Origin of the sequence: Ralstonia flatus, from assembly GCF_958439105.1 — a bacterium.
GTDB classification, from domain to species: domain Bacteria; phylum Pseudomonadota; class Gammaproteobacteria; order Burkholderiales; family Burkholderiaceae; genus Ralstonia; species Ralstonia flatus.
Genome location: NZ_CAUDLI010000012.1, coordinates 97,450 through 111,262, shown reverse-complemented (window position 1 = coordinate 111,262; position 13,813 = coordinate 97,450). Strand labels below are relative to the sequence as shown.

Annotated in this window: 12 protein-coding genes; 2 read left to right on the top strand and 10 right to left on the bottom strand. The window is 62.9% G+C overall.

Annotated elements, in window-relative coordinates; genetic code table 11:
- Positions 1–75: 75 nt before the first annotated feature.
- From R2676_RS23150 to R2676_RS23140, 3 genes are all read right to left on the bottom strand, one after another.
- Entirely contained in the window at positions 76–4,461 is a 4,386-nt protein-coding gene (locus R2676_RS23150; protein ID WP_206272160.1) for an ESPR-type extended signal peptide-containing protein, read from the bottom strand.
- Positions 4,462–4,806: 345 nt separating this feature from the next.
- A complete protein-coding gene (locus tag R2676_RS23145) occupies positions 4,807–5,307 on the bottom strand; it encodes a DUF4019 domain-containing protein (RefSeq protein WP_206272159.1) in 501 nt (166 codons plus the stop codon).
- Positions 5,307–5,987: a response regulator transcription factor gene (locus R2676_RS23140; protein ID WP_206272158.1), complete on the bottom strand. Its 681-nt coding sequence runs from the start codon at positions 5,985–5,987 to the stop codon at positions 5,307–5,309. Before R2676_RS23140 ends, R2676_RS23145 begins: the two co-directional genes overlap by 1 nt.
- A gap of 132 nt (positions 5,988–6,119) precedes the next feature.
- On the opposite strand from R2676_RS23140, the gene R2676_RS23135 reads away from it, so the two are divergent.
- Positions 6,120–6,491, top strand: coding sequence for a hypothetical protein (locus R2676_RS23135; protein ID WP_206272157.1), 372 nt, complete (start codon positions 6,120–6,122; stop codon positions 6,489–6,491).
- Between the two features lie 157 nt (positions 6,492–6,648).
- Here the strand turns inward: R2676_RS23135 and R2676_RS23130 are convergent, their stop codons facing one another.
- The 7 genes from R2676_RS23130 to R2676_RS23100 are packed head-to-tail and all read right to left on the bottom strand — an operon-like array spanning position 6,649 to position 12,786.
- Positions 6,649–7,431 carry a 1,6-dihydroxycyclohexa-2,4-diene-1-carboxylate dehydrogenase gene (locus R2676_RS23130; RefSeq protein WP_206272156.1) on the bottom strand — a complete coding sequence of 261 codons (783 nt, stop codon included), beginning with the start codon at positions 7,429–7,431 and terminating at the stop codon, positions 6,649–6,651.
- Positions 7,428–8,456, bottom strand: a complete 1,029-nt coding sequence (benC, locus tag R2676_RS23125; protein WP_206272155.1) for a benzoate 1,2-dioxygenase electron transfer component BenC — start codon at positions 8,454–8,456, stop codon at positions 7,428–7,430. Before benC ends, R2676_RS23130 begins: the two co-directional genes overlap by 4 nt.
- Positions 8,457–8,500: 44 nt before the next feature.
- Entirely contained in the window at positions 8,501–8,989 is a 489-nt protein-coding gene (benB, locus tag R2676_RS23120; protein ID WP_206272154.1) for a benzoate 1,2-dioxygenase small subunit, read from the bottom strand.
- Positions 8,986–10,344, bottom strand: a complete 1,359-nt coding sequence (locus R2676_RS23115) for a Rieske 2Fe-2S domain-containing protein (RefSeq protein ID WP_206272153.1) — start codon at positions 10,342–10,344, stop codon at positions 8,986–8,988. Before R2676_RS23115 ends, benB begins: the two co-directional genes overlap by 4 nt.
- A gap of 28 nt (positions 10,345–10,372) precedes the next feature.
- A complete protein-coding gene (gene catA / locus R2676_RS23110) occupies positions 10,373–11,308 on the bottom strand; it encodes a catechol 1,2-dioxygenase (RefSeq protein ID WP_206272152.1) in 936 nt (311 codons plus the stop codon).
- A gap of 43 nt (positions 11,309–11,351) precedes the next feature.
- Complete coding sequence (gene catC, locus R2676_RS23105; protein ID WP_027681473.1) at positions 11,352–11,642, bottom strand: muconolactone Delta-isomerase; 291 nt, start codon at positions 11,640–11,642, stop codon at positions 11,352–11,354.
- A 34-nt stretch (positions 11,643–11,676) separates the two neighbouring features.
- Complete coding sequence (locus R2676_RS23100) at positions 11,677–12,786, bottom strand: muconate/chloromuconate family cycloisomerase (RefSeq protein WP_206272151.1); 1,110 nt, start codon at positions 12,784–12,786, stop codon at positions 11,677–11,679.
- A 111-nt stretch (positions 12,787–12,897) separates the two neighbouring features.
- Between R2676_RS23100 and R2676_RS23095 the strand changes: the two genes are divergently transcribed.
- Positions 12,898–13,809, top strand: coding sequence for a LysR family transcriptional regulator (locus tag R2676_RS23095; RefSeq protein WP_206272150.1), 912 nt, complete (start codon positions 12,898–12,900; stop codon positions 13,807–13,809).
- Positions 13,810–13,813: the final 4 nt, after the last annotated feature.

The window sequence follows — 13,813 nt, the reverse complement described above, 5'->3', positions numbered from 1 at the left end:
GGCAAACGCCAGTGCCCAGATAACGGATTTCATCATGATGGTGTGTGGTGGAGCGTTCTGGGTTGGACGGGCGGCTTACCACTGCATCGAAGCGCCCATGCCAAACGTTGTGCCATTGCCGGGGCTCGTGCTGACCCCTGCACGAACCTTGATGTTTTCGGTCATGCGCGCGGTGCCGCCGATCGCCACGGCTTGATAGCCGTGATAGAAGCCCGCGCCGATGCCAAGCGACAGCGTCTTGTCCTTGTCGACGTCGGGAATCATCGTCAGCGCGGTGGCCGCTGCGACGCCGGCATAGGCGTTGCGCGCGACGTTGTTCACGCTTTGCTGCAAGCCATTGAGCTGCTGCGTCATATTGGCATTCGACTGGCCGATCGCGGAGTTGAGTTGGCTGACGTTGACCGCATCCGTGCCTTGCGTGCCCGCGGCAACGTTGGTGATCTGCCGCTCACCCCCCGCCGATCCCACGCTCACCACGTTTGCGCGCCCGCCGTCGCTGGAGTTGTTGCCCAGCGCGACGGAGTTGCTTCCGGTGCTGACGGCGCCGCTCCCTGCTGCAGTGCTGTTCGTCCCGATGGCCAGGGGCGCTGTGTAGGTCGTCGGGTTGCCCGTGATCCAGGTGTTGGCGGCTGCCAGCAGCCCTGCCGATACGGTGGTCGCGGGCCCGCCCCCGGCGCCCACGTTGTTGCCGAGCGAGCTACCGCCGCCATTGCTTCCGTTGCCAAATGTTGGCGAGGTGACCGCGCCGGTCGACGAGTTATAGCTCGATCCGCCACCGAGGTTGGTGGCCACCGTCGCCCCCAGGCTGTTGACCTTGTCGCTCAATGCGGTGATGGCCAGATCGGCTGCATTGAGTTGCGAGCCGTTGATCGCGTCCGTGCTGCCTGCGTTGATGCGCCCAGCGGCCACATTCGTGATGGTGCGCTCTGCGCCCGGCGTCCCCACGCTGACGGTACTGACCGGCGCGCCGCCGGCAAACGTGTAGAGCGTGCCGTTGATGGCGGCGGAAGGCGTGGCGATCGTCGATGCCGTCACGCTGCCGGCACCCAGGGCGATGTCGCCGGCATGGTTGGCGACGGCGTTTGGACCGATCGCCACGCTGTCCAGGCCCAACGCCTGGCTGTCCGGCGCCGTGCTGTTGGCGTGGAAGTACTTGATGCCCGCGCTGTTGATCGCGTCCAGCGCTGCGCCCACGTTGTTGACCGTGGACGTTGTGCCGTTGGCGTTGCTGACCGTGTACGTCGGCCCCGTCACCGCTCCGGTAGACGGGTTGATGGAGGCGCCGCCGCCCAGACCTGCCACCGCGCCACTGAGCTGCCCCACGTTCACGGCATCGGTTTGCGCCACGCCGGGGGCCACGTTATGCAGCGTCACCGGACCGGCCGCCGCCCCCACCAATGTCAGGTCTTGCGAAGGCGTGCCGCCATTCGGCGTGGTCGGCGAAGACGGATTGCTGTACTGGACGGGCCCCACGCCGCCGTTTGTCACCGAATTGACGAGATTGCTGACCGTCTGGTTGGTGGCGTAGAGCTGCGATCCGTTGACGGCATCCGTGCTGGTGGCGGACACCTGCCCCTTGGCAACGTTGGTGATAACGGTATTGGCCGCGTTGATCCCTGTGACAGTGAGGCTTGGGCCAGCGCCGCCATTGGTCGTCACGCCCGTGGCGGTGATGCTCGTGCCGCTGGCCGCCGGGCCGACCGTCACGCTGCCCGCCACATTGACGTTGTTCGCCAGGTTGAAGCTGACGTTGTTGCTCGTCGTCGATTTGCTCACGACGATGTTGCCGTCGGTGTTGTTCAGATCGACGGTGCTGCCCGTGGCGCTGTTCGGGCCGACGTTGGTGGCGTTGGCGCCTTGTGCGCTGACGTTCCACCCCGCGCCTGCCGCCGCATTCACTGCGTTCAATTGACTGACATTCACTGCATCAGTGGCGGCCGTGCCCGCAGCCACGTTGGTAATGACGGTGTTGGCCGCGTTGATGCCGGTGCTCGTCACGCTCGGCCCACCGGTGATCGTCAGGCCACTGTTGTTGAGCACACTGTTGCCGGTCGTCACGCTGGTGAACGTGGGCGTCATGCTGGTGGCCAGCGTGATGTTCGTGCCGTTCTGCGTGATGGCGACGTTGTTGCCGGCGGTGAAAGTGGCCGTGCCGCCCGGAGCGATGTTGGTCACGCTTGAGCCGGTGGCTGTGCCGGTGCCTGTCTGTGCCGTCGTGACGTTCCAGCCCTTGTTGGCAATCGTGTTGACCGCATTGAGCTGGTTCATATCCACCGCGTCGGTGCCATTGACGCCCGGTGCAATGTTGGTCACCGCCAAGCCTCCGCCGTTGATGCCACCCGTGGTCAGGCTCGGGCCTGTGCCACCGTTGGTGGTTACCCCCGTCGCGGTAATGGTCGTGCCGCTGGCAGCGGGGCCGACGGTCAGACTATTGGCGACATTGACGTTGGGCGCCAGATTGAAGCTGACGTTGTTGCTTGCCGCCGTCTTGCTCACAACGAGGTTGCCGTCCGTGTTGTTCAGGTCAACGCTGGTGCCAGTGGTGCTGTTCGGGCCGACGTTGGTGGCGTTGCTGCCCTGTGCACTGACATTCCAGCCAGCACGTGCGGTGGCATTGACGGCGTTGAGCTGACTGACATTGACTGCATCCGTCGATGCCGTGCCCGCGGCCACGTTCGTAATGGCGGTGTTGCCTGCGTTGATGCCAGTGCTCGTCACGCTCGGCCCACCGCTGATCGTCAGGCCGTTGTTGTTCAGCACGCTGTTGCCGGTCGTCACGCTGGTGAACGTGGGCGTCATGCTGGTGGCCAGCGTAATGTTTGCACCGTTCTGCGTGATGGCGACGTTGTTGCCGGCGGTGAAAGTTGCGGTGCCGCCCGGGGCCACGTTGCTCACAGCTGTGCCGCTGGCCGTGCCGGTGCCTGTCTGTGCGGTCGTCACGTTCCAGCCCTTGTTGGCAATCGTATTGACGGCCGCGATCGCCTGATTCGTCGCATAGAGTTCGGAGCCGTTGACCGCATCGGTGCTGGTGGCGCTGACGCGGCCAGCTGCAACATTGGTGAGGGTGCGCTCCCCGCCGACGGTGCCCACGCTGACCGTGCTGGTGGGGCTCGTCCCTGCCACCGCGTAGGTGGACCCCGCCACCGTGACGCTGGAGGTGCCCACAGCAGCGGCCGTGCTCGACCCCGAGCCCAGCGCCACATCTTTCGCGAAGTTCGCGACCGCGCCATTGCCAAGTGCAACGCCATTTGCGCTGATGGCGGATGCCGCTGTGCCGACCGCCGTCGCGCCGGCCCCCGCACTTGAAGAACCTGCGCCAACGGCAATCGCGTTGCTGCCCGTGGCGGCGGCACCCGCCAAGCCTGCCGTGGTGGACCCGGCCGTGCCGGAGCCGATGGCGATGGCGCTTGCCCCGCTCGCTATCGCCCCCGCGCCGCCTTTGCCAGCCGCTACGGAACCGCCCGCACCTCCGTCACCCAAGGCGATCGAGCCGGAACCCGTGGCGACGGCACCTGCCCCGCCGGTGGCGCCTGCCACCGAGCCTCCAGCGCCACCGGCCCCAATGGCGATGACCCCAAGGCCCGTCTTGGCCTGCGCGCCGGCGCCGCCAGCTGCAACGCCTGTTGCCCCTGCCGAGCCCACGGCGATCGCGCCCGCCGTTGCCGCAGAAGAACCGCCGCCCACCGCAAACGATGCATCGCCCGTTGCGTTGGAACCCAACGTGCCGTTGCCGCCCAACGCTACCGAGCCAATACCCGACGACGTGGCCGAGTAACCGAGCGCAACCGAACCGGTGTTCGTCGCAGCCGAAGACTGGCCGATGGCGGTGGACTCGTTGCCGGTCGCTTTCACGCCGGCAGCGTTTGCATGACCGCCAATCCCGATCGCATCGACGCCTGTCGCGACTGCCTGGTCACCGATGGCAACCTGAGAGCCTGTGCCGTTGGCATTGGAGGTCGCACCGATGGCAATCGGCGATGTGCCGCCTGTCGGGTTGCTGCTCAGTGCCTGCGCGCCCTGTCCAATGGCAATGGCGCCATTCTGGAATGGCGTGCCTGATGTGCCGGCCTTGGCGCTGCCGATGGCGATGGCGCCTGCGCTGGTCGAGCCGCCCGTGGCGGTTGCGCCGCTGCCGATGGCCACCGCTGCAGAACCCGAGGCGCTGGCAGCGTTGGCGCCCGTGCCGCTTCCGATCGCCACCGAGGTGCCTGTTGCGGTGCCCGACGTGCCGTTCGTGTATTGCGCGTGCGCGGTGCCGTGCAGGCACAGCCCTAGCAGCGCAGACAGCGCCAACGCGATGGCGGACTTCCGGTGCAACACCGTATCGAGCGCTTTCAGCGCACGCTGGCTCGCGGTTTTTCCCTGCGCGGCACCACCCTTGCCAGAGCCGCAGCACGTCTCCGCCACCACCACCATCATGTTCCTGATGTGGCTGTACTTGGTTTTATAGATGAGATTCAATTGGCTTCCCCAAACGTATTGCTCGACAGCAACGCCGTGGATGAAAAAGCGTGTTGCTGATTTTTATGGGCCCTGGTCCGTGTGCGCGAGGGCACTCTGTGAGTCAATTTAATAGGGGTCGCTTTATCCAATGCAAAGCATTGAAAAGCAATTGTCAGGCACCGTTAAATTGCATTGCGATAAAGCACATCGTGTTTATCTCGCCGGGAAAATGCGAAGACGAGAGAAATCCGACAAGCGGCACCCTGCCGATAGGAAGCGCGATGGGCTGCGGATCACGGCGTGACGCGGCTTGGCAGCCACATGCGCAATTCCGTCAGGCCGCCGACGTGGCGCGGACGACAGTCAAGGGGGGAACTTGAAAATCACGGGTTGCGTTGGAACGCCATTGGAATATTGTCGCTCTGCACTGCCAACAAAATACCATCGCCCATCGCCTTCTAATCGAAAGCTGATCAGCCGATATTTCACATCGCCGTTTTTCAGATGAACCGCATAATCCACGTTGGCATAAAGTCCGTCCGGGATATCACGGCTGTGTTGATATCGGATGCGCGTGATGGAAGCCCAGCCATGATCCAGCACGGCGCGGTCGGTCATTTGCGTCGCCTGCATCTGGCGGACGAACGATCCCTTGTCGGTCGTGGCTCGAACCATCGGCGCCGCCGTCTCCCACAGGTCGCCGTACTGCGCCATTTGCAGTTGTGCGACCGTGCGATCCGCGAGTCGCAGGATGTCTTCGGGTGAGGTTCCGGGCTCCGCTCGCGCCGGGCCCATGGCCAATACAAACAGGCTCAGCGCCACGCTGCGGGAGCGCCAACCTGGCAAAGCACGTCCGTCATGCATCACGCACTCTCCAGGCGGTATCCGGCTCCATATACCGAGATCAGCTTCACACCGTTGCCAGGGTTCAGCCCCAGCTTCAGCCGGATCTGCGAGATATGCGTGTCGAGCGTGCGGGATTCCCCGGCATAGGTCTCGCCCCAGATTGCACTCACCAGGTAATCGCGCGTCAGCAACTTGCCCTTGCGAGAGAAGAGCTTGTGAGCGAGTTCGTATTCCTTGCTGGTCAGTTTGATTTCCTGGCCGCGGACGTAGGCAACGCGGCGCGTGCCGTCGAACCTGAATGCCCCAAGCTCGAGCGTGCTGTCGGCTTCTTCCTGATACAGCCGCCGCAGAATGGCCTCGATGCGGGCCTCCAGGACGGCAGCGCCGATCGGCTTGATGATGTAGTCGTCCGCACCCTGGCGCAGGGCGGCCACGATTTCCGATTCAAAGGCTGCGCTGGTGACGAACGCGACCGGTGTGCGGTCTTCTTTCTTTTGTCGCAGCCAGACCAGTATCTCCATTCCGGACATTTTTGGAACATGCCAGTCCAGAATCAAGAGATCGTAGGAATCGCGCTGCAAGTTCTTGAACAATTGCATGCCATCCCGAAATGACACGCACGAGTGTCCCAGGCGCTCAATCACGGATTCCATGAGTGACAGAAAGCCAGGATCGTCTTCTAATACAGCGATCCGCATCGCTACTTCCCCGTTGATTTATATCGTTCTATCTATTTTTTCTTGTAATCGATATGCCGATCACTTCGGCCAGCTGCCTTCTTTTTCTAGGAGGCTTGCTCATTGAGGCAGCATGACAGGGTTAGAAATAGCATGCGCTATCTGGGGAATTCCAAACAATTGCAAAGTCACCAGAGCTTTGTTTCGCCTGTAATCAAGCGACCGTTTGAAGCAGTCGAAATATGCGAATTTGCGGGAGGACGCCCACCGAATATGGAGAAACGTTCACATTCCCTGGGGCTGCGACGTGAAGGGCAGGCGCTAGCAAGGCATGGCTGCGCAACGGCCCAAGGGGAAAACAACGAAGTCGCCGAGTTTCCGGGAAAATTATCGCCATATGAATTACGTGGCGACATGTGCAATTTTCCAGCACTGCCCTATTGGGATAAACAATATCGCGCGAAAAGTCGCCGATCGATCCATCGCGATCTGTTTGACAATGCCTTGCCTTCTTTTCAATTGTGATGCTTACCCTAGAAACATCGAACTGCTGCCCCCCCGGCCGTTCGATTCCCGTCGCATGGATGAGTTGCCCGTTCATGCCACGTTGTGCAGCGCCAAGCGGTGCGCCCGCTTGGCGTTTTTTTTATATAGGCAAGGGCCTTGCAGAGAGCGGCGATGGTCAGCCCAGATCCCCGCCACCCACCGGCAACACCGTCCCCGTGATGTACGAAGCGTCGTCTGACGCCAGAAACAGAATCGCCTTTACCTGCTCGCCTACCGTGCCGTAGCGGTGCATCAGGCTGCTGGCGATGGTCTGGTCGACGATGCCCTGATACCAGACCGCCTCCTGCTCCGACATGGGCGCCGTGTTGCGCGGGATTTTCCTCGGCGGCGCTTCGGTGCCGCCCGTGGCGACGGCGTTGACGCGGATGTTGTCCTGCGCGTGCTCCATGGCGAGGCTTGCCGTGAGCGCATTCACGCCGCCCTTGGCCGCCGAATACGGAATCCGATAGATACCGCGCGTGGCAATCGACGACACATTGACGATCACGCCCTGACGGCGCTCCACCATGTGCGGCAGCACGGCGCGGCAACACCACAGCGTGGGGAACAACGAGCGGCGGATCTCCGCTTCGATTTGCGCTTCTTCATAGTGCTGATAAGGCTTTGCCCAGATCGTGCCGCCCACGTTGTTGATGAGCACGTCGATGCGGCCGAACGCATCCAGCGCCGCTTGTACAGCATGTTGAGCGCCAGCGTAGGTTTCCAGATCGGCGGTGGTGGCGTGGGCTTGGCCGCCCGCTGCAGCAATCTCGGCCTGCACGTCGTAGACCAGCTCCGCCCGGTCCACCAGCAGCACCTGGGCGCCCTCTTCTGCTGCGGCCAATGCCACGCCGCGCCCGATGCCCTGCGCCGTCCCCGTCACGACGACGGCCTTGCCTGAGAATCGTTGCATGCTCATGCCGCCTTCGCCTCCGGTACTGCATTGGGCGTGAACTTCTCGTAGTAGAAGCTGCGCGGCTTTACGCCTTCGTCGTCAAAGTACTTGCGCACCGCATCGACCATCGGCGGCGGCCCGCACAGATAGACGTCGACGTCGCCATCGTTCAGCGCATCGGCCGGCACGTGCTGCGTCACCCATCCCTTGCGTGGATGATTCGACGCGGCGTCGGCCACGACCGTGGCGTAGCTGAAATTCGGCAGCCGCGCTGTATAGGCATCGATCGCATCGACCTGCACCAGGTCGAGGTCACGCGTCACGCCATAAATCAGGTGCACCTTCTGCTGCGAATGGGTGCGCGCCAGCACTTCAAGCATCGACAGGAACGGCGCGAGCCCCGTGCCGCCGGCAAGGAACAACAGCGGCCGCTGCACATCGCGCAGATAGAAGCTGCCCAGCGGGCCGTGCAGGTTGAGCTTGTCGCCGGGTTGTGCGGTTTCGAGCCAGCGGCTCATCCCGCCGCCGGGAATCTTCTTGATGAGGAAGCTGATCTTCGACTCGCCCGGCGCGGATGAGAACGAATACGAACGGTGCTGCCCGCTGCCCGGTACGCCGATGTTGACGTACTGGCCCGGCAGAAACACCGGCGCCTCGGCATCCACGTCCAGCTCCAGCACGACAGCGGCATCGTTGTGCAGCTCGACGTTCGACACTGTTGCGCCGAAAGCGCTCTGCCCCGTTTTGCACGCCGCCGACGAGGTCGGCACCGCGATCACGCAATCGCTGTGCGGCACCATCTGGCACGTCAGGACGAGGCCGGTGTTTTTCTCGTCTTCGCTCAGGGCGTCGTCAATGTAATCGTCACCGAGGTCGTAGCTTCCGCTTTCGGCGCGGCACTTGCAGGTCCCGCAAACGCCATCGGAGCAATCCATCGGCAGGTTGATCTTGGCGCGGAAGGCAGCATCGAGCACCTTCTCGCCTGCTTTGCAATCGATGAAACGGGTCACGCCGTCCTCGAAATTCAGTGCGACTGTGAAACTGGACATGGAATACCTCCGCTGCCTCTTGCGTGTCCTATACGGGGGGCACATCAGACGTGATAGACGTCGAGCACCTGCCGGATGTAGTCGTTCTTCAGAACGATCTTCTTGGATGCGATCAGGAAGCTCTCACCCGCGCGGCGCAGGGTGACGAACATCGTGCCGAAGAAGTGGTCGGTGGTTTTGTACCGGTGGCTGAGCGTGTGGAAGTTGTAGCGCACGTCGACTTCATCGCCGCGTTCGGCCAGGACTTCGACATTGGCGACGGTGTGGCTCGTTCGCGGCTCGGGTGTGGAGGCCCCGCTGCGTTCGGTCTTGATGCGGAAGACGCGATCCTCCAGCCCGCAGCGATTGGCGTAGTACATCAACGAAATCTGGCTCTGCGGATCGTCGGTCAGCTGGTCGTCGTCATCCCAGGCGGGCATCCAGTACGTGACGTCTTCGGCGTAGCAGTCGAGCCACGCGTCCCACTGCCGGTCGTCCAGCAGGCGCGCCTCGCGGTACAGGGCGGCGCAGATGTTCTGGTAATCCGCGCTCATGCCGGCACTCCTTCGCATTCCTGCTTGAGCGCCTCACGCATGACGCGCACCCAGTATTCGTGCTGGCAGACGAACAGGCCTTCGTCTTCGCTGCGCTCGCCCGAGATGAGGGGCTTCAATCCCATCTTCGTTGCATTCTCGTCGGGTCCATGCACCCACAGCGGCGCCCCGCGTGACAGGTCGTTCCACAGCGCGGTCGTTCCGGCGTAGCCGTGTTGGCAGGCGCGGAATTCCTCCAGGTCGTCGGCGGTGCCCATGCCGGTGACGTTGAAGAAATCTTCGTACTGGCGAATGCGCGTTGCGCGGTCCGTTGCGCTTTCGCCCTTCGGCGCGAAACAGAAGATCGAGACCTCGGTCTTGTCGACGCTGATCGGCCGTACCACGCGAATCTGCGTGCTGAACTGATCCATCAGGAAGACGTTCGGATACAGGCACAGGTTGCGCGTCTGGTTGACGATGAAATCGGTCTGCGTTTCGCCCACGCGCACCTTGATTTCCTCGCGGTGCGCATAGACGGGCCGCACTTCCGGGTTCATCGTCTGCGTCCACAGCAGGATGTGGCCGTGCTCGAACCCATAGACGCCCGCCACCGACTTGCTCCAGCTGTTTGCGTCGACTGCCTGCGTGCCGCCTTCCTTGCGTCGCCCCATCGTGGCGGCGTAGTTCCAGTGCACGGTGCTGACGTGGTAGCCGTCGCAGCCGTTTTCCATCTGCATCTTCCAGTTGCCGTCATAGACGTAGGAAGAATTGCCGCGCAGCACTTCCAGCCCTTCAGGCGCCTGATCGACGATCTGGTCGATGATCACGCGCGCTTCGCCAAGGTACGCCTCAAGCGGCTGCACATCGGCGTTGAGGCTGCCGAACAGGAAGCCGCGATAGCTCTCGAACCGCGCAACCTTCTTGAGATCGTGCGACCCGTGCGTGTTGAATTGCACCGGGTACTCGGTGGTCTTTTCGTCCTTCACTTTCAGCAGCTTGCCGGTGTTGGAGAACGTCCAGCCGTGGAACGGACATGTGAAGCTGCCCTTGTTGCCGTGCTTGCGGCGGCACAGCATCGCACCCTTGTGCGCGCACGCGTTGATGACCGCGTGCAGCTCGCCGGTCTTGTCGCGCGTGATGACGATCGGCTGGCGGCCAATCCACGTGGTGTAGTAGTCGTTGTTGTTTGGAATCTGGCTCTCGTGCGCCAGATACACCCAGTTGTTCTCGAAGATGTGCTTCATCTCCAGCGCGAACAAATCGGGGTGGGTGAAGATGTCGCGGCGGCAGCGGTAAATGCCGGCCGCTTCGTCATCCACCACGGCGGTTGACAGCAGCTGGTCCAGTTCGCGGGCTTTGTCGATCAAGGCAGACATGGTCGTCTCCACGTTGAGGCAGTTGGCCTCAGGCCTCGGCCGAAGCGCGCAGGCGATTCACGCGCTGGTTGTCCTTGCCCTGCACCAGCGGCGTGAGCACGAAGTTGAATTCGATGTCCTTGTACGCATCGGCTTTCAGGCCGAGCGCGCTGCCGCCGGTTTTTTCCACCACGTGCGGAATCAGCTCTTCGCGGGTGGCATAGGCGAAGTCGTCCCAGATCAGCGGATCGCCTTCGATGTTGAATTGCGTCGTCAGTTTGCGGTGGCCGTCGCTGGTGACGAAGAAGTGCACATGCGCCGGCCGGTTGCCGTGGCGCGCCAGTCCATTCAGCAGTTGCTGCGTGGCGCCGTGCGGCGGGCAGCCGTAGCCCACGGGCATGAGCGTGCGGAATTCATATTGGCCATCGGCGCCGGTCCTGACCGCGCCCCGCAGGTTGAACGGGCTCTGTGCACCGGTCGGATCGAAATGCGAGTAGAAGCCGTTCGAATTCGCATGCCAGCACTCGACCACGGCGCCGGCGACCGGCTTGCCGTCCGTCCCAGTCACCGTGCCATGAATGACGAGCGGGCCTGCCGCCGGGTCCGGATCGATGTCGATCCTGGAGACGCCATCGCGCACCGTCGTGCCGGCAACGTACAAGGGCCCTTCAATCGTGCGCGGCGTACCGCCGTTGATGCCCAGCGCCGCATCCGCAGCATCCATGCGGATGTCGAGGTATTTCTCCAGGCCCACGCCGGCCGCCAGCAATGCCGCCTCCCCGTCCTGCCCGAGCTTGTTCAGGTAGTTGATGCCGGCCCAGACCTCGTCCGGCGTGATGTCGAGGTCGTCGATGGCCTTGAACAGGTCGGCCAGCAGCCGGTGGGTGACCTGCTTCAGGCGGGCGTTGCCGTCCTTGCCGTCCAGGTTGGTGGCGGCCTTCAGCAGGTCCTGCACTTCTTTTGTTTGGAATACGCGTGCGTTCATGATGGGTGTCTCCTCGTGGTTTTCTGGGGGGATATGGAATGTCTCAAGCATCGTCGCCATGAACTGACGACGGGTGACGGCACAGCGGCGTCACGGCGATCTGCATGTACGGAAACAGCGGCAGCGCCGTCAGGATGTCGTGCAGTTCTGCATTGCTCTGCACGTCGAAGATGCTGACGTTCGCGTACTCGCCGACCAGGCGCCAGATGTGGCGCCACTTGCCGCTGCGCTGCAGATCCTGCGAATAGGCCTTCTCGCGCGCCTTGATCTCGTTGGCGACATCGGCGGGCATGTCGGCCGGCAGGCGGACATCCATGCGGACGTGGAACAGCATCGTGGTCTCCTTGGTGGTCTCGTTCGTTTTGGATTTATTGCCGGCGCAGGTGTGCCAGCTTGTCTTGATCGATGTCGATGCCCAGGCCGGGGCCGGTTGGCACCTGCAACATGAAGTCGCGGTACTGCAGCGGTTCGGTCAGCAGTTCTTGCGTGAGCAACAACGGGCCGAACAGCTCGGTGCCGAACTGCAGCTCGCCAAAGGTGGAAAACACATGGGCCGATGCGGCCGTGCCGACCGCGCCTTCGAGCATCGTTCCGCCGTACAGGCCGATGCCCGCCAGCTGCGCGATGGCTGCCACCTGCATCGCCGGCACAAGGCCGCCGGATTGCGCGATCTTCACGGCGAAGACATCGGCACTGGCAGAGCACGCCAGCTCAAACGCGTCGAGCGGACCGTGCAGGGCTTCGTCAGCCATCATCGGCACCGCGAACTGGCGGGCCAGGCGCTCCAGCGCGGCGCGGTTTTCTGCGCGCACCGGTTGCTCGATCAGGTCGACGCCCCCGGCTTGCAGCGCGGCGATGCCGTTGGCAGCGTCCAGCTCGCTCCAGGCCTGGTTGACGTCTACACGCACACTCACGACGTCGCCCAGCGCGCGCTTGATGGCCAATACGTGGGCCACATCGTCTGCCACCGGGCGCAGACCGATCTTCAGCTTGAAGATGCGGTGGCGGCGCTCGGCGAGCATCGCTTCTGCCTCGGCAATGTCCTTGCGGGTGTCGCCGCTGGCGAGCGTCCAGGCCACCGGCAGCGCATCGCGCAGGCGGCCGCCCAGCAGCTCCGACAGCGGCACGCCGAGCCGGCGGGCCTGCGCATCGAGCAGCGCCGTTTCCAGCGCGCACTTGGCAAAGCGGTTGCCCTGGATGGTCTTGCGCACGCGTGCCATGGCAGCCGCCACATTGCGCGCCTCCATGCCGATCAGCAGCGGCGCAATGTGCGTGTCGATGTTGACCTTGATGCTTTCGGGGCTCTCTTCGCCGTAGTTGAGGCCGCCGATGGTGGTGGCCTCGCCCCAGCCTTCGATACCGTCTTCGCAGCGCACATGCACGAGGACGAGCGTCTGCGTGTACATGGTGGCGACGGACAGCTTGTGCGGACGGATGGTGGGCACATCCACTAGAATGGCCTCGATCGAGCGAATCATGTTTTCCAGGTATCAGAAGAACAGCTATCAACGTGGAAACCAGATTACGCAGCGCGATTTACTGCGTCCAACACCGATTTAGTATCAGTTTCATACCTGAAAGGTATAAAAATGGAGCTGCGTCATCTGCGCTATTTCGTTGCCGTTGCTGAAGAGCTGAACTTCACGCGCGCCGCAGAACGGCTGCATATCGCGCAGCCGCCGCTTTCGCGGCAGATTCAACAGTTGGAAGAGGAAGTCGGCGTGCTGCTGTTCGAGCGCGGCAGCCGCCCGCTCAAACTGACCGAAGCCGGCCGCTTTTTTCACGCGCATGCGCGGCAATTGCTGGCGCAGACGGCAGAACTTGCGTCGATGACGCAACGCGTCGGCCAGATCGAGCGACGCATGTCGGTCGGCTTCGTGGCTTCAACGCTGTACGGGATGCTGCCGAAGGTCATCCGGCGCTTTCGGGCGGAATATCCAATGGTCGATCTGACCATGCACGAAATGACGACCATGGACCAGATCCAGGCGCTCAAGGACGGCCACATCGACGTCGGTTTCGGCCGCATCCGTTACGAAGACCCGAACGTGCGGCGGATCCTCCTGCGTGATGAACGACTGATCGTCGCGCTGCCCTCAGGCCATGCGCTGCTGGACGGCAGGACAACCGCCTCGCTACGTGACCTTGTCGGCGACACGCTCATCATTTACCCACGCACACCGCGTCCGAGTTATGCGGACCAGGTGCTCGCCCTCTTCCACGATCGCGCGCTGGAACCCAGCAAGATTTACGAGGCACGGGAATTGCAAATCGCCTTGGGGCTGGTGGCTGCGGGCGAAGGCGTATCGGTGGTGCCGCGCAGTGTGGCGGGCCTGCGGCGCGAAGATGTCTGCTACATGGAACTCGACGATCCGCAATTGGTCTCGCCCATTATCTTCAGCACGCGCCTGCTCGACGAGTCTGAAGACATCCGCGCCATGCTGGCGCTGACGTATCGGTTGTACGACGAGCAGAAGATTCCGTATTACGCACCCTCGTAAGGCT